This is a genomic window from Nonomuraea sp. NPDC048882, assembly GCF_040649755.1.
Lineage (GTDB): Bacteria > Actinomycetota > Actinomycetes > Streptosporangiales > Streptosporangiaceae > Nonomuraea > Nonomuraea maheshkhaliensis.
Map to the genome: position 1 here is coordinate 297,874 of NZ_JBEZGB010000004.1, position 19,999 is coordinate 317,872.

The 19,999-nt window shown below is 71.7% G+C and carries 16 protein-coding genes and 1 pseudogene; 9 read left to right on the forward strand and 8 right to left on the reverse strand.

Annotation, left to right across the window (positions count from 1 at the left end; translation table 11 throughout):
- Positions 1-1,464, reverse strand: coding sequence for a PLP-dependent aminotransferase family protein (locus tag AB0C27_RS15715; RefSeq protein ID WP_357843745.1), 1,464 nt, complete (start codon positions 1,462-1,464; stop codon positions 1-3).
- A gap of 106 nt (positions 1,465-1,570) precedes the next feature.
- A complete protein-coding gene (locus AB0C27_RS15720) occupies positions 1,571-3,490 on the reverse strand; it encodes a hypothetical protein (RefSeq protein WP_357843749.1) in 1,920 nt (639 codons plus the stop codon).
- 103 nt (positions 3,491-3,593) lie between these two features.
- On the opposite strand from AB0C27_RS15720, the gene AB0C27_RS15725 reads away from it, so the two are divergent.
- Positions 3,594-4,067, forward strand: a complete 474-nt coding sequence (locus AB0C27_RS15725) for a GNAT family N-acetyltransferase (protein ID WP_357843752.1) — start codon at positions 3,594-3,596, stop codon at positions 4,065-4,067.
- Positions 4,068-4,132: 65 nt separating this feature from the next.
- On the opposite strand, the gene AB0C27_RS15730 is transcribed toward AB0C27_RS15725, so the two are convergent.
- Positions 4,133-4,423, reverse strand: coding sequence for a hypothetical protein (locus AB0C27_RS15730; protein ID WP_357843755.1), 291 nt, complete (start codon positions 4,421-4,423; stop codon positions 4,133-4,135).
- A 203-nt stretch (positions 4,424-4,626) separates the two neighbouring features.
- Here AB0C27_RS15730 and AB0C27_RS15735 point away from each other — a divergent pair, with 203 nt between their 5' ends.
- The 6 genes from AB0C27_RS15735 (at position 4,627) to AB0C27_RS15760 (ending at position 13,106) form a co-directional block, all read left to right on the forward strand.
- Positions 4,627-5,937, forward strand: a complete 1,311-nt coding sequence (locus AB0C27_RS15735) for an MFS transporter (protein WP_357843757.1) — start codon at positions 4,627-4,629, stop codon at positions 5,935-5,937.
- A gap of 1 nt (position 5,938) precedes the next feature.
- Positions 5,939-7,951, forward strand: coding sequence for a molybdopterin-dependent oxidoreductase (locus tag AB0C27_RS15740; RefSeq protein WP_357843760.1), 2,013 nt, complete (start codon positions 5,939-5,941; stop codon positions 7,949-7,951).
- Positions 7,948-9,342, forward strand: a complete 1,395-nt coding sequence (locus AB0C27_RS15745; protein WP_357843763.1) for an FAD-dependent oxidoreductase — start codon at positions 7,948-7,950, stop codon at positions 9,340-9,342. Before AB0C27_RS15740 ends, AB0C27_RS15745 begins: the two co-directional genes overlap by 4 nt.
- Positions 9,339-11,768 carry a nitrite reductase large subunit NirB gene (gene nirB, locus AB0C27_RS15750; RefSeq protein ID WP_357843766.1) on the forward strand — a complete coding sequence of 810 codons (2,430 nt, stop codon included), beginning with the start codon at positions 9,339-9,341 and terminating at the stop codon, positions 11,766-11,768. Before AB0C27_RS15745 ends, nirB begins: the two co-directional genes overlap by 4 nt.
- The gene (nirD, locus tag AB0C27_RS15755) at positions 11,765-12,127 is read left to right on the forward strand and encodes a nitrite reductase small subunit NirD (RefSeq protein WP_357843769.1); all 363 of its coding nucleotides are present in this window, start codon (positions 11,765-11,767) and stop codon (positions 12,125-12,127) included. The genes nirB and nirD overlap by 4 nt, the downstream gene beginning before the upstream one ends.
- Positions 12,128-12,584: 457 nt before the next feature.
- A complete protein-coding gene (locus tag AB0C27_RS15760) occupies positions 12,585-13,106 on the forward strand; it encodes a nuclear transport factor 2 family protein (protein WP_357843772.1) in 522 nt (173 codons plus the stop codon).
- Positions 13,107-13,226: 120 nt separating this feature from the next.
- Here the strand turns inward: AB0C27_RS15760 and AB0C27_RS15765 are convergent, their stop codons facing one another.
- On the reverse strand, positions 13,227-13,472 hold the full coding sequence (locus AB0C27_RS15765; protein WP_357843775.1) for a hypothetical protein: 246 nt from the start codon (positions 13,470-13,472) through the stop codon (positions 13,227-13,229).
- A 212-nt stretch (positions 13,473-13,684) separates the two neighbouring features.
- Here AB0C27_RS15765 and AB0C27_RS15770 point away from each other — a divergent pair, with 212 nt between their 5' ends.
- On the forward strand, positions 13,685-14,416 hold the full coding sequence (locus AB0C27_RS15770; protein ID WP_357843778.1) for a hypothetical protein: 732 nt from the start codon (positions 13,685-13,687) through the stop codon (positions 14,414-14,416).
- A gap of 55 nt (positions 14,417-14,471) precedes the next feature.
- On the opposite strand, the gene AB0C27_RS15775 is transcribed toward AB0C27_RS15770, so the two are convergent.
- The 3 genes and pseudogenes from AB0C27_RS15775 to AB0C27_RS15785 all read right to left on the reverse strand — a co-directional run bounded on the left by AB0C27_RS15775 (position 14,472) and on the right by AB0C27_RS15785 (position 15,995).
- A complete protein-coding gene (locus AB0C27_RS15775) occupies positions 14,472-14,981 on the reverse strand; it encodes a DNA-processing protein DprA (protein WP_357845273.1) in 510 nt (169 codons plus the stop codon).
- Positions 14,887-15,156 (reverse strand): annotated as a pseudogene (locus AB0C27_RS15780) (DNA-processing protein DprA); the annotation flags it as partial. The pseudogene AB0C27_RS15780 and the gene AB0C27_RS15775, both read right to left, overlap by 95 nt.
- A gap of 179 nt (positions 15,157-15,335) precedes the next feature.
- Positions 15,336-15,995 (reverse strand): FadR/GntR family transcriptional regulator, encoded by a 660-nt coding sequence (locus tag AB0C27_RS15785; protein WP_357843781.1) that lies wholly within the window; start codon positions 15,993-15,995, stop codon positions 15,336-15,338.
- 212 nt (positions 15,996-16,207) lie between these two features.
- Between AB0C27_RS15785 and AB0C27_RS15790 the strand changes: the two genes are divergently transcribed.
- On the forward strand, positions 16,208-18,130 hold the full coding sequence (locus AB0C27_RS15790; protein ID WP_357843784.1) for a Xaa-Pro dipeptidyl-peptidase: 1,923 nt from the start codon (positions 16,208-16,210) through the stop codon (positions 18,128-18,130).
- 65 nt (positions 18,131-18,195) lie between these two features.
- On the opposite strand, the gene AB0C27_RS15795 is transcribed toward AB0C27_RS15790, so the two are convergent.
- The gene (locus AB0C27_RS15795) at positions 18,196-19,980 is read right to left on the reverse strand and encodes a hypothetical protein (protein WP_357843787.1); all 1,785 of its coding nucleotides are present in this window, start codon (positions 19,978-19,980) and stop codon (positions 18,196-18,198) included.
- Positions 19,981-19,999 lie beyond the last annotated feature (19 nt).

The window sequence follows — 19,999 nt, forward strand, 5'->3', positions numbered from 1 at the left end:
TCAGGCGGCAGTCCTGCGGGCCAGGCGGTGATCGTCGAGCGTGCGCGCGATCGTGTGCACGGCCCGGCGCAGCGTGACCCCGTCCAGGTGCCCGAAGCTGAAAGCGATCCCGTTGCGGGGCGGGCGCCCGGGATGGTGGAACGCGGCCAGCTCCGCCACGTGGACCCGGCGGGCCCGCAGCAGCCGGACCACCGACTCGGCCGGGACGGAGGAGGGCAGCAGGAGCGCGGCCGAGGCGCCGGAGTGCGTGCCCAGCAGGCGGGTGCCCGGGTACGCCCCGAGTGCCTGGCGGACGAGCGCTCGTTTGGCGCCGTACAGGAGCGAGAGCTGCTCCGCCCGCCTGGCCACACGGCCCGACGCCAGCAGTTCGGTGAGCGCGAGCTGACACGTGACCGCCGCCCGTTCCCACCCCGCGCCCGCCGGGCCCGCGCCTGCCATGCTCACGCCCGTAACGCCCGTAACGCCCGCGCCCGTGCCCGTGCTCAGGTCCCGCTCCAGCTCTCCGGCCGGTCGGCGCGGCAGCACCGCGAACGACAGCCGGAGCGCCGGCGTCAGGAGGTCGCGGAACGAGCCCGTCATGGCGGTGCACCACGGGTCCCCGAGCGCCAGCACGCTGGGCAGCGGGTCGGGCGCGGCGCCGAACCGGCCGTCGAAGGCCGGCTCCAGCACCAGCCCGCCGCTGTCGCGGGCCCACGCGGCCAGGGCACGGCGGCGGTCGAGCGGCATGCGGGTGCCGTACGGGACGCCGCGCTCCGGCAGGACCACCACGATGTCGCAGGAGCGGGGGATCAGGTCGGGGCGGGCGCCCGAGCCGTCGGCGGGAAGGGGCAGCACGGTGCCGAGCCGGGCCAGCTCGCCCCTGAGCCAGGGCGGCGCGGGATCCTCCAGGGCGATGACGGGATCGGGCCCGCCCCGCGCCCGCACGGCCAGGGCGAGCGCGCCGGCGGCCCCGGCGGTGACGATCACGTCGTGGCCGTCGAGCACCAGGCCGCGCGTGCCGCTCAGGTAGGCGCCGATCGCGGCGCGCAGCGCGGGCAGCCCGGCGGCGGGCGGCTCGCCGAGGAGCGCGGCCCGCTCGCCGGCCCGCCGCCAGGCCGCCCGCCATTCGGCCGGCGGGAAACCCTGCGTGCTGGGCAGGTCGGCGCGCAGGTCGATGACCGTCTCGGTGGAACGCTCCGGCTCCCGGACCGGCGGGCCGGCGGCGGGGCGCGCGACGTAGGTGCCGGAGCCGTGGCGGCCGTTCACATACCCCTCGGCCAGCAGCCTCTGGTACGCCGTCAGGGCCACGCCGCGCGAGGTCCCGAGTACGGCGGCCAGGGTGCGGGTGGACGGCAGTCGGGCGCCGGCGGCCAGCCGCCCGTGCCGGATGGCGGCGCGGAGCTGGGCGGCGAGCTGCTCCTGCAGCGGCTCCGGCAGGTCGCGGTCGAGAGTGATCGCGAAGTTGAGCCCTTGCGGATGACGCATGGATGATCCCCCAGTGAATGTCGGAACGTGGCCCCTCCCCTCAGGCGTGCCATCCCGTTCCACCGGCGTTCCATCCACCACCCAGACGCAGGACCCATACGAGGGATCATCGCGGCCGGTACGAGCAGCGCACCCCCGTCTGCACGCACGCGCGCAGCTCCTCGCCGATCACGGCGTCCACGGCCTCGATCCGGGCCAGCGCCCGCCTGATCGCCTTGCCGACGGCGATCCTGGCGCGCTCGTCGCCGTCCGCGAACGGCCGCGCCCGCCCCCCGATGCCCGTCGCCGCCGCCAGCTCGCTGATCAGCCACTCGCGCTCCAGCCGCACCGCCGCCGCGCGTTCGAGGTCGTGCATCGACTCCAGCTCGTCGATTTCCTCCTGCAGCTCGGCCAGCCGCTGCCGGTAGGTGTCCCTGGCCAGGTCGTCGAGCATCGGCTGGGCCGAATCGCCCTGCCCGGCCGGCCGGCACGCGCCCGCCGCCAGGTCGGCGGCCGGGATCTCGCGCCCGGGGTTGCCGACCAGCGTGGCCAGGTGACCCATGCCGACGCTGTGATCGACCAGCGCCACCCGCCCGCCCAGCTCGACCTGCCAGTGCCGCCCGTGGCGGCGCAACCGGCACGGGCCGCCTGCGCCGCCGGCCCGCCCGGCGGCGGCGGGCAGCACCATGCCCAGCTCCCTGGCCTCCCGCGCGGCGGCGGCCTGCTCCGCCCGCGCCGCCTCGCTCGCGGGGCCGTCGCGCAGGGCCAGCGCCTGTCCGAGCCGGCAGCGCGACAGCGTGGCGGCCGGCCAGTGGCTCAGCGCCAGGTTGTCGTGCACGGCCGCGCGCAGGTGCCGTACGGCGAGGTCGAGGTCGCCCTGGGTGAGCGCGGCCATGCCCAGCGAGTGGTGTGTCGAGCCGAAGCAGGCCACGCCGAGGCTGGCCACCATCGGCAGATGCGCGTACGGGCTCAGCAGCGTGTACGCGCGGGCGGCCGTCTCGGCGTCCCCGAGCAGGTGCGCGGTCTCCACGACGCAGTACATCGACAGCAGCCACGTGCTGGAGCTCGGCAGGGCACCCAGGTCCCGGCCGCGCAGCCGGGCGAGGTGGCCGGCCGCCTGGCGGCGGTCGCCGGAGACGGCCGCGGCCAGCGCCAGCCCGGCCAGGTAGGAGTTGTCGATGGGGCTGAGCGTGGGGGAGCTGGCCAGGTCGGCCATCGCGGGCAGCAGCTCGGCCACGCGGCCCTGGTACCAGCGGACGGCGCCGAGCTGGCCGCCGTACCAGCCGGTCGCGTCCACGTCGCCCGCCGTCACGCCGAGCTCGTAGCACTCGCCGGCCAGCCGCTCCGCCTCCTCGAAGCGGCCCGCCCTGATGGCGAGCATGACCCGCATCGCGGCGGCCACGTAGCCGACCGCCAGGTGGGGCTGCTCGTCCAGCAGGCCGCGCAGCTCCTCCAGGCAGCGCTCCGCGTGCGGGTCGGCGGCCAGGTACAGATCGGCCGTGCGCCACATGAGCCCCATCAGCAGGTCGCCCCTGCGCCGGGTGACGGCCGCCTGGCCGATCAGCTCGGCGGCCAGCTCCTTGCGCAGCTGCCCGTGCTCGGGGCCGAGCAGGCAGTGGTGCGCCAGGCTCAGCGCCTCCGCCAGCAGCTCCGCGTCCCCGGCGCCCCTGGCCTGCTCCAGCAGGCGCAGGATCTCGTCGTGGGCGCCCCTGTGGTAGTCCGCCTCGCCGCACATCCGTACCCGCAGCCGCTGCGCGAGCGTGGAGCCGGGGTCGATCAGCGACAGCGCGTGCCGCTGGCGGGCGCGTACCATCTCCGACTCGGCCGCGGTCCTGTGCTCGCGTACCCAGATCCCGCCCAGCCCCAGTGCCGCCCGTGCCAGCGCGGGCGGGTCTCCGCACGCCTGCGCCTGGAGGTAGGCCGCGTCGAACCAGCGCCGCGCGGTGCGCAGGTCCCCGTTCACATATAACGCCCGCTCGCCCAGCACGAGGGACAGCCTGAGCTCCGCACACGGCGGGCGCACGCCAAGCCCTTCCGCAACGCTCACGATTCCGCTCCCCTGTCGGTCACCTTTATTGAGCGTCGGCATGGCCCTCCGAATACTGTTCTAAGAAACCGCGCACGTTTCAAGGGCCCGTACGCTGAACGACATGATTCGTCCTGCCACACCCGCCGACGTCCCCGAGATCATCGGCATGATCCGGGAGCTCGCCGCCTACGAGAAGGCCGCCCACGAGGTGCGCGTGACCGAGGAACAGCTGCACGACACGCTCTTCCGCGACAACCCCGCCGCCTTCGCCCACATCGCCGAGCAGGACGGCGAGGTGGCCGGCTTCACGCTGTGGTTCCTCACCTACTCGACCTGGCGCGGCGTGCACGGCATCTACATGGAGGACCTGTACGTACGCCCCGCGCACCGGGGCGGCGGCCACGGCGTCGCCCTCATGAGGCGGCTGGCCGAGATCTGCGCCGAGCGCGGCTACCAGCGGCTGGAGTGGTCGGTCCTCGACTGGAACCCGGCCATCGGCTTCTACGAGAAGCTCGGCGCGGTCAACCAGGACGACTGGTACCGCTACCGGCTGACCGACGAGCCGCTGCTCCGCCTGGCGACTCTTCGCGACTGAGACTTCTGTACAGACGCGCGTCACGCGGGTCACGCACGACGGCGTGGCCCGCGTGACGCGTCCGCTCAAACGCCGGCGTGTGACCGGCTCCGCGTGCTCTCAGCCTGTTCGAACACGCCCATCTCGCCTTCCTGCATGTCGCGGTGCGTCTCCTCGATCCGCAGCGCGACGCCGAGGGCGAAGAACGTGGGCGCCCACTCCCCGATGAAGATCCCCCATCGGTCGGCCCGGTCGAGCCCGGCCCGCTCGGTGTTCTTGGACATGAACCAGGTTCCGAAGGACAGAGCGATCGACGCCAGCCCCGCGGTGTACGCGTGTCCGGAACGCACGCCCATCTGATGCAGCTTTTTGATCATGTTTCCCCCCTTGCTGTGAGTGCTGTTACCCCAGGCGAGGACAGGTAACCGATCATTACCGGCATGTTTCGTACGTGACGCTTGTGCGGAGCTTGTTACCGCGGTGAATCACCCGTAACGAACTCACGGCCACGCAGGGTCAAAGTGCGTAACGAGCCCTTCCTACCGTGGTGAATCCGGAACGCCGAGCGTAGGAGAGGTCGATGGCGCGCTGGATCGCCGAGTGGCATCCCGATGACCCAGCATTCTGGGAGAGTTCAGGCAAGCGCGTCGCACGGCGCAACCTGATCTTCTCCATCGTTGCCGAACACCTCGGCTTCACCGTGTGGACCCTGTGGAGCATCGTCGCGACCAAGCTGGGGTCGTACGAGTTCACCACCGACCAGCTCTTCTGGCTGGTCGCCCTGCCCAACCTGATCGGTTCGGTGCTGCGGGTCCCCTACACGTTCGGCCCCGCCAGGTTCGGCGGCAGGAACTTCACCGTGGTCAGCGCCCTGCTGCTGCTCATCCCCGCCGTGCTGCTCGGCGTGGCGGTGGGCAATCCGGGCACCCCGTACTGGCTGTTCCTGGTGATCGCGGCGCTGGCCGGGTTCGGCGGGGGCAACTTCGCCTCCAGCATGGCCAACATCACCTACTTCTACCCGCGCGGCAGGCAGGGTGTCGCGCTCGGGCTGAACGCGGCGGGCGGCAACATCGGCGTCAGCTCGGTCCAGCTCGTCATGCCGCTGGTGATCGGCTCGCTCGGCCTGGCCGCGGCCGGCTGGTTCTGGGTGCCGTTCGTGGTCGTGTCCGCGATCTGCGCCTGGTTCTTCATGGACAACCTGACCAGCGCCAAGGCCGACCCACGCGAACAGCTCGCGGTGGCGGGCAAGGCCCAGACCTGGATCATGTCGTTCCTCTACATCGGCACCTTCGGCTCGTTCATCGGCTACTCCACCGCCTTCCCGCTGCTGAGCGCGAGCCTGTTCCCCGGCGCGCCGTTCGCCGCGGTGGCCTTCGCCGGGCCGCTGATCGGGTCGCTGATCAGGCCCGTCGGCGGCTGGCTGGCCGACCGGCTCGGCGGCGCGCCGGTCACGCTGTGGAACTTCGCCGCGATGGGCGGCGGCGTGCTGCTGGTCTGGGCGGCCAGCACCTCGGGCAACTTCTGGCTGTTCTTCCTGTCCTTCCAGGTGCTCTTCCTCACCTCCGGCGTCGGGAACGGCTCCACGTACCGGATGATCCCGGCCATCTTCCAGGCCAAGGCGGTGGCCGAGCGCGGCGAGGGCGAGGAGGCCCTGCTGTACGGCAAGCGCCAGGCCTCGGCCGCCATCGGCATCATCTCGGCGGTCGGAGCGCTCGGCGGGTTCCTCATCAACCGGGCGTTCGGGATGGCGTTCGCCGCGGCCGGCACCCCGGCCCCCGCCTTCCTCGCCTTCGGCGTCTTCTACGTCTCCTGCTTCGCCCTGACCTGGTGGTGCTACACCCGCAAGGTCGGCGTCAACGTGGTGGCGAGCCTCGCCCATGCCAGGGTCTGACGTGACGGCGACCCACTGCCCGTACTGCGCGCTGCAGTGCGGCATGGAGATCGGCCCGGGGGTGGCCATCACCCCCAGGACCGACATTCCCGCCAACGCCTCGGGCGCGCTGTGCCAGAAGGGATGGACGGCGGGCGAACTGCTCACCAACGGCGAGCGCCTGACCACGCCCCTCCTCCACGGCGAGCCCGTGGCCTGGGACGTCGCGCTCGACTATGTGGCGGACCGGCTGTCCGCCATCCGCGCCGAACACGGCCCCGACGCCGTGGCCGTGTTCGGCGGGGGCGGGCTGACGAACGAGAAGGCGTACTCGCTGGGCAAGTTCGCCCGGGTCGCGCTCGGCACCAGCCAGATCGACTACAACGGCCGGTTCTGCATGTCCTCGGCCGCCGCCGCCTCCATCAGGGCGTTCGGCATGGACCGGGGCATGCCGTTCCCGATCACCGACCTGGCCGAGGCCGACGTCGTGCTGCTGGCCGGGGCGAACATCGCCGAGACCATGCCGCCCTTCGTCCGCCACGTGACGGGCCCGCGGGTGATCGTGATCGACCCGCGCCGCACCCAGACCGCCAAGCTGGCCTGGCTGCACCTCCAGCCCGCCCCCGGCACCGACCTGGCGCTGGCCCTGGGCCTGCTGCACCTGGCCGTCGCCGACGACCTCGTGGACGAGGCGTACGTCGCCGCCAGGACCACCGGGTTCGAGGAGGTGCGCACCTCGCTGTCCGCCTGGTGGCCCGAGCGGGTCGAGCGGATCACCGGCGTGCCCGTGCACCAGATGCGGCAGGCTGTCAGGGCCATGGCGGCGGTGGACAAGGCGTACATCCTGACCGGGCGTGGTGCCGAGCAGCACGCCAAGGGCACCGACACCGTCACCGCGTACATCAACCTGGCCCTCGCGCTCGGGCTGCCCGGCCGGCACGGCTCCGGGTACGGGTGCGTGACCGGGCAGGGCAACGGGCAGGGCGGCAGGGAGCACGGGCAGAAGGCCGACCAGCTCCCCGGCTACCGCAAGATCGACGATCCGGCCGCCAGGGCGCACGTGGCCGGGGTCTGGGGGATCGATCCCGAGGACATCCCGGGGCCTGGGCGGTCGGCGTACGAGCTGCTCGACGCCCTCGGCACCAGGGAGGGGCCGCGCGCGCTGCTGCTGTTCGGCTCGAACCCGATCATCTCCGCGCCGGCCTCCGAACACGTGGCCGAACGCATCGCCGCCCTCGACCTGCTGGTGACCTGCGACTTCGTCATGTCGGAGACCGCGGCGCTGGCCGACGTGGTCTTCCCCGTGACCCAGTGGGCCGAGGAGGGCGGCACCATGACGAACCTGGAGGGCCGCGTCCTGCTGCGACAGAAGGCGGTCGCCCCGCCGGAGGGCGTCAGGAGCGACCTGGACGTCATCGCCGCCCTCGCTGAACGGCTCGGCCACTCCTTCGAGACCGAGCCGGTCCAGGTCTTCGACGAGCTGCGCCGCGCCAGCGCCGGCGGCCCGGCCGACTACTCCGGCATCACGTACGAGCGCATCACGGCCGAGACCGGCGTCTTCTGGCCCTGTCCTGACCCCGATCACCCGGGTACGCCAAGGCCCTTCCTCGACTCCTTCGCAACTCCGGACGGCCGGGCCAACTTCGTGCCCGTCCAGCACCGGCCGCCGGCCGAGGAGATCGACGGGGACTACCCCCTCTACCTGAGCACCGGCCGGGTGCTGGCCCACTACCAGAGCGGCGCGCAGACCCGCAGGATCGCCCCGCTCGTCCAGGCCGCGCCCGAGCCGTACGTCGAGCTGCACCCCGACCTGGCCGAGCAGCTCGACATCGGCCCGGGCGACGTCGTGCGCGTCACCAGCAGGCGCGGCGAGGCCAAGGCCGTGGCCAGGATCACCGACGCGATCAGGAGGGACACCGTGTTCATGCCCTTCCACTGGGAGGGCGCCAACCGGCTCACCAACCCGGCCCTGGACCCGACGTCGAGGATGCCGGAGTTCAAGGTCAGCGCCGTCAGGGTGGAGAGGGACTCATGAGGCTCGTCGTCGTGGGCAACGGGATGGCCGGGTCGCGGCTGATCAGCGAGGTACGCGCCCGTGACCCGCACATGAAGATCACCGTGTTCGGCGCGGAGACGTGCCGGCCCTACAACCGCATTCTGCTGTCGAACGTGCTGGCAGGCAGCTCAAGGCCGGAGCAGGTCCGGCTGGTCGACCCCGCCTGGTACGACGCCCACGACGTGACGGCCGCCTTCGGCAGCGCGGTCGCTCACATCGACAGGGAGACCAGGCACGTCGTGACCGAGGACGGGCGGCGCGAGCCGTACGACCTGCTGGTCCTGGCCACCGGCAGCTACGCCATCGTGCCGCCGATCCCCGGCGTGGAGCGGGCGATCCCGTTCCGCACGCTGGAGGACTGCGAGCGGATCATGGAGGCGGCCGAGCACGCCCGCGGGGCCGTGGTCGTAGGCGGCGGCCTGCTCGGCATCGAGGCCGCCCGCGGCCTGGCCGGGCGCGGCCTGCCCGTCACGCTCCTGCACCTGGCCGACCACCTCATGGAACGCCAGCTCGACAGCGAGGCCGGCGTGGTGCTGGAGGAGACGCTGGCCGGGCTCGGCGTGCGGATCCGTACCGGCGTCAGCGCCTCCGGGGTGGAGGAGAGCGGCGTCAGGCTCGACGACGGAGAGCTGGTCGAGGCAGACCTGGTCGTGCTCGCCTGCGGCGTTCGTCCCGTGACCAAGCAGGCCGCCGACGCCGGGCTGGAGGTGCGGCGCGGCGTCGTCGTGGACGACGAGATGCGTACCGACGACCCGTCGATCTTCGCCATCGGCGAGTGCGCCGAGCACGACGGCACCGTGTACGGCCTGGTCGCCCCCGCCTGGGAGCAGGCCGTGGTGGCCGCCGAGGTCATCACCGGCGGCAAGGCCCGCTACCGGGGCTCCCGGCTGGTCACCCGGCTCAAGGCCAAGAGCGTCGAGCTGGCCGCGATGGGCGAGACGCACCTCGGCGAGGAGCACGCCGAGGTGGTGCGCTTCAGCCACCGGGCCCGCGGCACCTACCGCAAGCTCGTCATCCGCGACGGCCGCCTGGTCGGCGCGATCCTGCTGGGCGAGAGCGACGCCGTCGGCACGCTCACTCAGCTCTTCGACCGTGGCGGTCCTGTACCGGGAGACCGGGCCGGGCTGCTGTTCCCCGGGCTGTCGTCGGCGCCCGTGACCGACAGCCCGACGCTCATGCCCGACGCGGCCACGATCTGCCGGTGCAACAACGTGACCAAGGGCCAGATCAGGGCGTGCTGGGAGGCCGGGGCGCGGGACGTGGCCGGAGTGGCGGCCGCGACCAGGGCCACGACCGGATGCGGTACCTGCCGCGACGCCGTGGAGGGCATCGTCGGCTGGCTGTGCGAGCAGGAAGGGATCTCCGTGTGAACAGGATCGTCGTCGTCGGGTACGGCCCGACCGCTCACCGGCTCGTCGAGACGCTCACGAGCAGGGGCTTCGCCGGTACCGTGACCGTGATCGGTGAGGAGCCGCGCCCCGCCTACGACCGGGTGGCGCTGACCTCCTACCTGTCGGGCACCACCGTCGAAGACCTCACCTACGAGGTGCCCGCGGGCGTCGTGACCAGGCTGAACACCCGCGTCACCGGCATCGACAGGGACGCCCGCCAGGTGCTCATGGCCGACGGCGGCGCCGAGCCCTACGACGTGCTCGTGCTGGCGACCGGCTCCGCGCCGTTCGTGCCGCCGGTGCCGGGCGCCGAGCACGCGTTCGTCTACCGCACGATCGAGGACCTCGACGCGATCAGGGTGGCCGCCAAGGACGCCGTGGAGGGCGTCGTCGTCGGCGGCGGCCTGCTCGGCCTCGAGGCCGCCGACGCGCTGCGGGCGCTCGGGCTCAAGGCGCACATCGTCGAGATGAGCCCCTGGCTCATGCCGCGCCAGGTGGACGAGGGCGGCGGCTCGGTGCTCAAGTCGCACATCGAGGGGCTCGGGCTCAGCGTGCACGCCGGGGCGGGCGTGCAGGAGGTCGTCGCCGACGAGGAGGGCCGGGTCACCGGGCTGCGCAAGCCGGACGGAACCCTGGTGGAGGCGCAGGTCGTCGTGTTCTCGGCCGGGATCAGGCCGCGCGACGAGCTGGCCAGGTCGTCCGGGCTCGACGTCGGCCCGCGCGGCGGCATCGTGGTCGACTCCGCCATGCGGACCTCCGACCCCGCCATCTACGCGGTCGGCGAGTGCGCGCTGTCCGGCGGCATGGTCTACGGGCTCGTCGGGCCCTGCAACACGATGGCCGAGGTGGCCGCCGACCGGATCATGGGCGGCTCCGCGGCGTTCGAGGGCGCCGACCTGTCCACCAAGCTCAAGCTGCTGGGCGTGGAGGTGGCCCAGTTCGGGGCGATGGAGGGGGCGCTCGACGTCACCTACATGGACCCGGTGGGCGGCGTGTACAAGAAGCTGTTCATCAGCGACGACGCGCGGACGCTGCTCGGCGGCATCTGCGTGGGCGACGCATCGCCGTACACCTCGCTGCGGCCGTTCGTCGGCAAGGAACTGCCCGCCGCGCCGTCCGACCTGCTGTTCAGCGGGGCCGGCGCGAGCCTCGACCTGCCGGACGAGGCGCAGGTCTGCTCGTGCAACAACGTGTGCGCGGGCGACATCCGCTCGGCCATCGCCGACAAGGGCGTCACCGACGTGCCCGGCATCAAGTCGTGCACGCGGGCCGGGACGACCTGCGGCAGCTGCGTGCCGATGCTCAAGCAGCTGCTGGAGAAGTCGGGCGTCGAGGTCAGCAAGGCGCTGTGCGAGCACTTCACGTACTCGCGGGCCGAGCTGTTCGACATCGTACGGGTGCGCGGCATCACCACCTTCTCCGAGCTCATCAATCAGCACGGGCAGGGCCGCGGCTGCGACATCTGCAAGCCGGCCGTGGCCTCGATCCTGGCCTCGCTGCACAACGGGCACGTGCTGGAGGGGGAGCGGGCCGCGCTCCAGGACACCAACGACGCCTTCCTCGCCAACATCCAGAAGAACGGCACGTACTCGGTCGTCCCGCGCATCCCCGGCGGCGAGATCACGCCGGACAAGCTGATCGTGATCGGCGAGGTGGCCCGCGACTTCGGCCTCTACACCAAGATCACCGGCGGGCAGCGCATCGACCTGTTCGGCGCCAGGGTCGAGCAGCTGCCGGAGATCTGGCGGCGGCTGGTCGACGCCGGGTTCGAGTCGGGGCACGCGTACGGCAAGGCGCTGCGTACGGTGAAGTCCTGCGTGGGCTCGACCTGGTGCCGCTACGGCGTCCAGGACTCCGTGGGCATGGCCATCGCGCTGGAGCTGCGCTACCGCGGCCTGCGCTCGCCGCACAAGCTGAAGTCGGCCGTCTCCGGCTGCGCCCGCGAATGCGCCGAGGCCCGTTCGAAGGACTTCGGCATCATCGCCACCGAGCAGGGCTGGAACCTGTACGTCGGCGGCAACGGCGGCTTCAAGCCCCGCCACGCCGACCTGCTCGCCACCGACCTGACCACCGACGAACTGATCAGGACCATCGACCGGTTCCTCATGTTCTACATCCGCACCGCGGACCGGCTGCAACGCACGGCCACCTGGCTCGAGTCGCTGGACGGCGGCCTCGACTACCTCCGTGAGGTGATCATGAACGATTCGCTCGGCATCTGCGCCGACCTGGACGCGCAGATGGACCACCACATCGCCACGTACGCCGACGAATGGCAGGCCACGCTCGACGACCCGGAGAAGCTCAGCCGGTTCGTCAGCTTCGTCAACGCCCCCGGCGTGCCCGACCCGTCGATCGTGTTCGGCAGCGAGCGCGGCCAGATCAAGCCGGTGATGGCCCCATGAGCTGGACCCCGATCTGCGCCTACGACGCCCTGCTGCCGGAACGCGGCGTCTGCGCCCTGGTGGACGGCGTCCAGGTGGCGATCTTCCGTACCTACGAGGGCGACCTGTACGCGCTGTCCAACCTCGACCCGTTCAGCGGGGCGTACGTGCTCTCGCGCGGCATCGTGGGCACCAGGCGCGGCGAGCCGACGGTCGCCTCGCCGCTGCACAAGCAGGTGTTCTCGCTCGTGACCGGGCGTTGCCTCGATGACGAGAGCGTGTCGGTGCCGGTCTACGCCGTGCGGGCTGAGGGTGGGCACGTCGAGGTCACCGTGCGTCAACTCGTGGAGGCCGGCGTACTCGTGGAGGCCGGCGTCTAGGGAGACGCGCCGGAGAACTTGAGAAGGGGACGCCGGGTGGCGCCGGGGCCGTGACGACGGTCCTGGCGCCACCCGGCGTCTGCGTTCTGCTGCAGCGGGTGCGGGCGGCGGGCTAGGCTCTGGTCTCCACGGCGCCCACCTCTACCGGGGGGTAGACATGTGCGCTGCGGTGAGCCGCTGGAAGCACGCAGCGCCGTCCCGACTCGACGTTGTCACAACGTTCGGCGTCTTCGCGCTGGGGGAGAGGCTCAGGATTCGCCTGGATTCGCGGCACTGAATGGACGGTATCGGCGCTGCCATGCCCACTGGGTATCAAGGTGGCAACGATCGCGGCACTGACCGGTCTCTCCAATTCCGGTGAAGCGTTACCGTGAGTAATACCCGGACCCGGTAAAGAGGCTGTGCGAAGTGCCTAAACCGCGCATTCGCCGCCGACCGGCGGGGGCATCAAGCGGCCATGACCAAGATTTCTCAGCACAGGGCACTCCTGCTGGCCGCTGTCGTGCCCGCACTCCTGATCGCGGGCTGTTCCGCGAACACCCAGGCGATGAAGGGGGCGGCCAGCCCCGGCACGCCCACCGACATGGACTCGATGTCGCCCGGCACCGCATCGCCGTCCGACACCGCCGGCGGCAGCCAGGCGGAGTCGGCCGTCCAGGGCTACTTCAACGCCCTCAAGTCGGGCAACCTCGACCAGGTCGTCAGCTCCTTCGCCGACGACGCGGTGGTCGCGGTGGACGGGCAGGCCACGGCGGAGGGCAGCCAGGCCATCCGCGCCCTGTTCCAGAAGCTGCAGGGCTCGCAGGACATGAAGCAGGCCACGCACACGATCGACCAGTCGCGTACGGCCGGCGACCAGGACGCCTTCGTCCGCTCGACCAGCAAGCAGGGCGACGACGACTACCGGGAGCTGTTCCTGCTCAGCAAGGACGGCGAGGAGTGGAAGATCTCGCAGTTCATGAACAACCAGGCGTCTTGACGCGCGCGCGGAAAAACGGCTTTGCCTGACCCGGGGTATATCGTCCGGTCGGAAATCGGCATTACAAGATAGGGCACGCGGGCCGCGGAACGGGCAGTTTTTTGGCGGTGTGGCGGGGGATCAATTCGGGGCGGTGTCGCCGGGGATGCGGGGGCGGATGCGGCGCTGATCCACCAGCGCCAGGTAGACGGCGAAGGCGCCGCGTGTCCACATGTCCGCCTGCTGCGCCGTCAGCCTGATCTCCTCGCCTTCATGCGAGACGATCATGTACCCGCCGAGCGGCATCCGGCGCCAGGCGACCAAGAGGTTCTCGTAGACGAGCACGTCGAGCATCGCGGTCAGATATTCGCGTCCGGCGGCGGGCACGGCGCAAGCCTCCTCGCTCCTCGCCGAATTCTCGCCTTTCTCTTTCCATTGTGCGCGCCCTATCGGGAAATAGCGCACTTTCCTTTCGGGAGTCGGGCGTCGGGAGTCGGGAGTCGGGCGTCGGGCGTCGGGCCGTTCCGCGGGACGGCTTTCCCGGGCGGGGCGGGAACCTCGGGGCGGCCTGCGGTGTATGCAGACCGGAGGTGGTCCCCATGAGAAGGGCACTGATGGCACTGGCCCTGGTGACGGCACTGGCCGTCGCGGGCGTCCCGGCCGCGGCTTCGACCGGTGGAGGCGTCCCGGCCTCGGCTTCCGGTGGCTGGGCGGTGACGTACCTGGATCCGTCCCCGGCCCGCTTCGAGGGCGGCGAGTCGTACACGCTGGGCTTCTGGGTGCTGCAACACGGCACGCACCCGTACCAGGGAGCCATGAACCCCGTGGCCCTCCGCTTCACCGGCTCCGACGGCACCAGCGTGACCTTCGACGGAAAGGTCCTGCCCGAGGCCGCGCACTACGCGACGGCCGTGGCGCTGGCGGAGGGCACGTGGAAGGTGGAGGCCGTCCAGGGCCCGTTCCAGCCGTACGAGGTGGGCACCCTGACGGTCCCCGGCTCCCTGCGCATCAACCCCGTACCGAAGGACCTGGTGGCCAACCTGGGCGCCGAGGCCGACAAGTACTGGGACACGATCCGCCCCCCGGCCCCGCTGTTCGGCGACGCCCCGGCCGCCGTACCCGCCCAGAAACCCGCCCAGAAACCCGCCACGACCCCGTCCAGTGGCGAAAGCAGCACAGTCCCCACCTGGACCCTGCTCCTCGCCGCGTCCGCCGGCGCCCTGCTGGCACTGACCGCTCTGCGCCTCCCGTATCTCCTCCGTCGCCGCCCGAACCCAGACCCCGACCCACCACTCAACGATCAGGCGGACACCATCGCCATCCCCGGCTGACCACCCGAACGACCGGGATGCGCCCCGAGCAGCACCCATCCGGGCGCATCCCGGTTCACCGATGGGGCGGCCCCGGCTGCCGGCATTCGCCTCCGGTGACCGGACAGATGTCCACGGAGTATTCGCGATCGGCGAGAACCTGCCGAAGGGATGCTTCCACCGGCGATCCCTGGATTGTCCGTACGGATGCGGCGCGCGATGACCACGACGGTGACCTCCGCGGCTCCGGCGAGAGCACGGCCCCACGCTCGGCTACCTCACGATGAAGGTCGCGGTTCTCAGGAGGAAAGTGTCTGCGGATCCCGGTGCCGATGACGGCCACCGTCCGGCCACCCGCACGGAGTGCCGCCTGGTGGGCCGCCGTGTCGACGCCGGCCGCCAGGCCCGAGACCACCGTGAGACCGCGTTCGGCGAGTCGGGTGGCCAGCTGGGACGCCAGCGACCGGCCTTCTGACGAGGACCGCCCGGGAACCGACCACGGCGACGCCGTCGTGCTCGTCGAGGAGCGTCCCCCGGGCGAACAGCAGGGCGGGGCGATCGAACACGTCGCGCAACCGCTGCGGATAACGTTCGTCTCCCAAGGCGATGACCTGGATGCCGTCTCGTTCCCAGGAGGCGATGTCCTCCCGCGCCTGGGCGATCGCCTCCTCCACCGGATCGGAGAACAGGTCGTCAGGTCCCAGCCGTTCGCGCAGCAAGACCACGGGCGATGTCTCGTCGGAGCCGCCGCACGGACTCACGTTCGCCTTTCTCGGTGGTGGTACGCCGAAGCAGCGCCACCAGCGCGGCGCGTTCCCTGCCGTCCCACCTGCTCATCCTCGCAGCGTAGTGTCCCGGTCGTCGTCACGTCAGTCAGGGCGTCGAACGTTTGTGCCTATGGTGGCGTGTCGTCCGGGTGCCGGGAACGCAACCGGAGGGGTCAGAGGTCGCGTTCCTGTTGGTCCAGGATCGCGATGGAGACGGCGACCGCCTGGGCCGGGTCGCCGGCCTCGATCGCGCGTAGCAGGGCCTCGTGGGAGGGGTCGGGCTCCAGGGCCGCCTGCTCCTGGTCTCGTACGCTGTCGCGCAGCGCGTCGCTCATGCTCCGGTAGAGGTCCCCGAGCAGGGCGTTGTGGGCCGCGTCCGCCACCAGCAGGTGGAAGTCCACGTCCGCGTCGGCGAAGCCGTCGAGGTCGCCCGCGCGGCCGGCCGCGTCTCTGCGGGACAGGGCCTGGCGCATCGCGGTCAGGTCGGCCTCCGTGCGGCGGCCGGCCGCCAGCCGGGCGGCGACGAGGTCGAGGCCGCGCCGGACGTCGATGATGTCCATGGCGGCGGCGGTGTCGAGGCGGCGGCGCAGCGCGACCTGGGACTCGTCGGTCGCCGTCACGTAGGTGCCGTCGCCCTGCCGGGTGTGCAGCAGGCCCGCGTGGGCGAGGACCCGCACCGCCTCGCGTACCGACAGCCTGCTCATGCCCAGGCTCTCCGCGAGCCGGCTCTCGGAGGGGATCTTGGTGCCGACCGGCCACACCCCTTCGGCGATCTCCCTGCGGAGTTCGGCGATGGCGGCGTCCACGAGCGAGGTCCGAGCGACGTTACGCATGCACCCTCTCCTCAACGGCTGATCGGACATCCACCCTAGACGCTTCCTGAGCGGGCCCGGCGGCTCGGATCTTCATCGCGCCCATGGCTGGGCTCGTGGGTGGGTTTCTCCACCGCCCTCACTACTGCGTTCACGACTGGGCCCTCTTGCCACGTGTCAGACCGTCTGAGAGATTGCGTTCTGGCTCCAGCACACCCTCACGGAGGTCACGCGTGTCACAATTACGCCCGGCCCTGTTCGCCGTCGCGCTCACCCTCGCGATAGCGACGCCGGCCCAGGCCGCCGCCGCTCCCGCGATCACCGTCAAGAACGGCCGGACACAGCCCGTTTTTTCCTACGCGGACGCCGTCCGCGAGCACGTGTACGTCGAGTCGACCGTCGACAGCGACCTCGACGGCAATCTCGACAAGGTCAGGGTGGACATCATCCGGCCCAAGGAGTCCGGCCCCAGGCTCAGGGTGCCGGTGATCATCGACGAGAGCCCGTACTACGACAACTCGGGTCGTGGCAACGAAGGCGAGCGGAAGGTCTACGACGCCGCCGGAAATGTCACGAAATTTCCGCTCTTCTATGACAACTACTTCGTCCCCCGCGGCTACGCCGTCCTCAACGTCGACATGCTCGGCACCACCAGGTCCGAGGGCTGCCCCGACATCGGCGGCAAGGCCGACGTGCTGGGCGGCAAGGCCGTCATCGACTGGCTGAACGGCCGCGCCAAGGCCTTCAAGCCGGACGGCACCCCGGCCGTGGCCGACTGGACCACCGGCAAGTCCGCCATGATCGGCAAGTCGTACGACGGCACCCTCGCCAACGCGGTCGCCGCCACCGGCGTCAAGGGCCTGGAGACGATCGTCCCCATCTCGGCGATCAGCTCCTGGTACAAGTACCAGCGCTCGAACGGCGTCATCTACAACTACGACTACGCCTCCTGGCTGGCGAACTACGTGGACACCGACCCCGAGGACAAGTGCCGGCCGGTACGCGACAAGATGGACGCCGAGGACGGCGACGACACCGGCGACTACAACGGGTTCTGGGCCGAGCGCGACTACATCAAGGGCCTGCTCGGCGACGTCTCCAAGGTCAGGGCCAGCGTCTTCGTCATCCACACGGTCAACGACCTCAACGTCAAGCCCGACAACTTCTCCACCTGGTGGAAGGCCCTGGCCGACAGGAACGTGCCGCGCAAGATCTGGGTCGGCCAGACCCAGCACGTGGACCCGTTCGACTTCGAGGGCCGCAGGGACCTGTGGGTGGACACGCTGCACCGCTGGTTCGACCGCTGGCTGCACGGCGTGCGCAACGGCATCACGAACGAGCCGCGCGCGGACGTCGAGATCGGCCCGGCGCAGTGGATCACGCAGCGCGACTGGCCGGCCCCGTACGCGCTCAAGGCGTCGCTCCGGCCCTCGGCCGACGGCTCGCTCGGCCTGCGCCCCGGCGCCAGGAACAGCACTGCCACGTTCACCGACGTCGCCATGAGCGAGACCGACATGGTGGCCGAGGTGGGCCAGCCGCACCCGGGGCGGGTGGCGTTCACCACCGGTGAGCTGCCGCTGAGCCTGCGCCTGTCCGGCACGCCCACCGCCGACCTGCGGGTCAAGCTGGACAAGCCGGCCTCCAACCTGACCGCGCTCCTGGTGGACTTCGGCGACGACACCCGCGTCGACTGGCGCCGCGGCCAGGGCATCACCACGCTCACCGAGGAGGACTGCCACGGCGAGAGCACCGCGGACGACGACGCCTGCTACCGCAAGGTCGTCACCAACGTGGCCACCCGCCCGCTGGAGATCGTCGCCCGCGGCTGGATCGACGTGCGCAACCGCGACTCGCTCAGCCAGGGCAAGCCGCTGCCTCCTGGCACGTACGGGACCGTCAAGTGGCTGACCCTGCCGCAGGACTACACCTTCAAGAAGGGCCACAGGATCGGCCTGGTGGTGGCCGGCACCGACTCGACGTACAGCTCCGAGACCGGCACCGGGGCGAACGTCACCGTCGATCTGGCCAGGAGCAGCGTGACCGTGCCGTTCGTGCTCGGCACGCCGCTGCCCGACGTGCCCAAGGACACCTCCAGGTTCCGCGGGCCGGAGAAGCTGGACCTGCCCGAGCCTGAGCCCGGGTTCCACTTCTTCTAAAACGCCGGCGCAAAACACCGGCGCGGGGCAGGGGCTGTCACAAGCCCCTGCCCAAGTGGCCCGCCTCAGCAGTCGCGCCAGTGGGTCCCGTCGCGGGCGTCGAGCGTCAGCACGCCGTCACCCCGCTCGACCGTCCAGGACACCTTCAGGCGCAGCGTGCCCCCACCGGCGGTGGTCCCGCCGGTGTGGCGGCCGTCCCCGGTGGTCCTGCCCGCCCACCTGACCACGATCTCCCCGCGTCGTACGACGGACTCGTCCTCGCAGCGCGCCCCGGCCGTCTCCTTGATCCGGAACCGGTTCCCCGACACGGCGATGCCGTCCGTGCCCGAGGCCGACACGATCTCGCACCGGCCGGTGCACGCCAGCGCGAACGACCCGGTGCGCCCCTGCCCCAGCGACACCGACGCCGGCGACAGCCGGGCCGCCGGCGGCTCCGGCCTGGGCAGCGCGGACTTCCTGGGCACCGCCTTCAGCGCCGACCCGGCGGTGCTCTCCTGCGAGCCGCCGGCCGCGTTGCCCGTGGTGACCTCGGCCACCCACCGCGAGGGCTCCTCCAGCAGCACGCTCGTCTGCGCCGCGGCCTTGGTGAGCGTGGCCGGGTGCTCGCGGGCGTTCATGACGGCCCAGATCAGGCCCGCCGCCAGCAGGCCCACGCCGAGGATCAGCCCCAGCCTGGCCACGGCCCTGATCGGCGTGCCCTGATCGGGATCGTCGTCCTCGGGCTTGTCCCGCCAGTACTCCTGCCATTGCCCGGGGTCGTTCCCCGCGCCCCCGCCGCCCGTCAGCCGTTCCGCGCCGGACAGGGTGATGCCGCCGTAGCGGATGACCGCGCTGTCGTCGTGGTGCACGCCGTTGCTCTCGCCCTTGACGACGGAGGAGTAGACGAGCTTGTCGCCGTTCGCGCCGCCGCGGAAGGCCCTGGTACGGCTCGGCGGCGTGAACGGATGCCGCCCGCGCACGGCGGGTGCGATGGGGTGCTCCTGGTCGGCGGCGGCCGCGCCCGCCGCCGACCAGGGCTTTCCCTGGGTCGCCGCCGTGGGGTCGGCGACCGGGGTAGGTGGCGTGACCTCAGCGACCGGTGGAGCCGGCGACGAGGAGCCGGTCTCGACCAGTGTGCGGGCCTGCACAGGAAAGCCGTCGGCCCGCCAGAGTGGCCCCTCGCCGGGCAGAGGCTGCGCTGACGCCAGCCGGTTGGGCAGTGTGCCGGGCAGTGCCGCGATCGGCAGGCGGCGCAGCAGTGCCGCCGCCGTCATGGTCCTGGGCGCGGCCCGGCAGGTCGCGCAGGACTGGATGTGGCGGCCGATCCTGGCCCTGGCCCGCCGGCCGGGGGCCGTGACCCACTCGCCCACCCGTGCCGTCAGGTCGGGGCAGCCGTCGCGGGAGCGCGCCGCGACGATCGCGGCGAACCACTCCTCAAGGCCGGCCGCGGCCCGCTCGACGATGGCGCGCACCTCGGCTTCGGGCAACTCGAAGAGCGCGCTCAGCTCGGGGTCGGCCAGGCCGTGCCGTACGGACAGGTCGAGCAGCTCGCGCTGCGGCCGATCCAGGGACAGCAGCGCCTCGGGCAGCAGCTCCGACATGCGGCCGGGGCGCGACCACGAGCCGATGCTGGCCGGTTTGGCCACGACCGCCCGGTGTGCCCTGGCCACCGCGTACAGCCAGGGCCGGCGCAGGGCCGGATCGACCACCCGGTCCGCGTACAGGTGCGCCGTCATGACGGCGCCCGCCACCGCCTGCTCGGCGTCGCCGGCGGCGAGCTCGGTGCGGCAGTAGTCGTAGAGGCGGGCTCCGTGCTTGTCGCACAGGTCTCGGATGGCCTGGCGGGCGTCGTCGGACAGGGTTCGCCACATCCGGTGTCACCTCCTCCTA

What these genes read in the sequence shown, in the direction of transcription:
- AB0C27_RS15770 (WP_357843778.1), top strand. Translation starts at nt 13,685, where the DNA reads ATGAGAAGGGCACTGATGGCACTGGCCCTGGTGACGGCACTGGCCGTC.
- AB0C27_RS15715 (WP_357843745.1), bottom strand. Translation starts at nt 1,464, where the DNA reads ATGCGTCATCCGCAAGGGCTCAACTTCGCGATCACTCTCGACCGCGAC.
- AB0C27_RS15745 (WP_357843763.1), top strand. Translation starts at nt 7,948, where the DNA reads ATGAGGCTCGTCGTCGTGGGCAACGGGATGGCCGGGTCGCGGCTGATC.
- AB0C27_RS15730 (WP_357843755.1), bottom strand. Translation starts at nt 4,423, where the DNA reads ATGATCAAAAAGCTGCATCAGATGGGCGTGCGTTCCGGACACGCGTAC.
- nirD (WP_357843769.1), top strand. Translation starts at nt 11,765, where the DNA reads ATGAGCTGGACCCCGATCTGCGCCTACGACGCCCTGCTGCCGGAACGC.
- AB0C27_RS15735 (WP_357843757.1), top strand. Translation starts at nt 4,627, where the DNA reads ATGGCGCGCTGGATCGCCGAGTGGCATCCCGATGACCCAGCATTCTGG.
- AB0C27_RS15725 (WP_357843752.1), top strand. Translation starts at nt 3,594, where the DNA reads ATGATTCGTCCTGCCACACCCGCCGACGTCCCCGAGATCATCGGCATG.
- AB0C27_RS15760 (WP_357843772.1), top strand. Translation starts at nt 12,585, where the DNA reads ATGACCAAGATTTCTCAGCACAGGGCACTCCTGCTGGCCGCTGTCGTG.
- AB0C27_RS15795 (WP_357843787.1), bottom strand. Translation starts at nt 19,980, where the DNA reads ATGTGGCGAACCCTGTCCGACGACGCCCGCCAGGCCATCCGAGACCTG.
- AB0C27_RS15785 (WP_357843781.1), bottom strand. Translation starts at nt 15,995, where the DNA reads ATGCGTAACGTCGCTCGGACCTCGCTCGTGGACGCCGCCATCGCCGAA.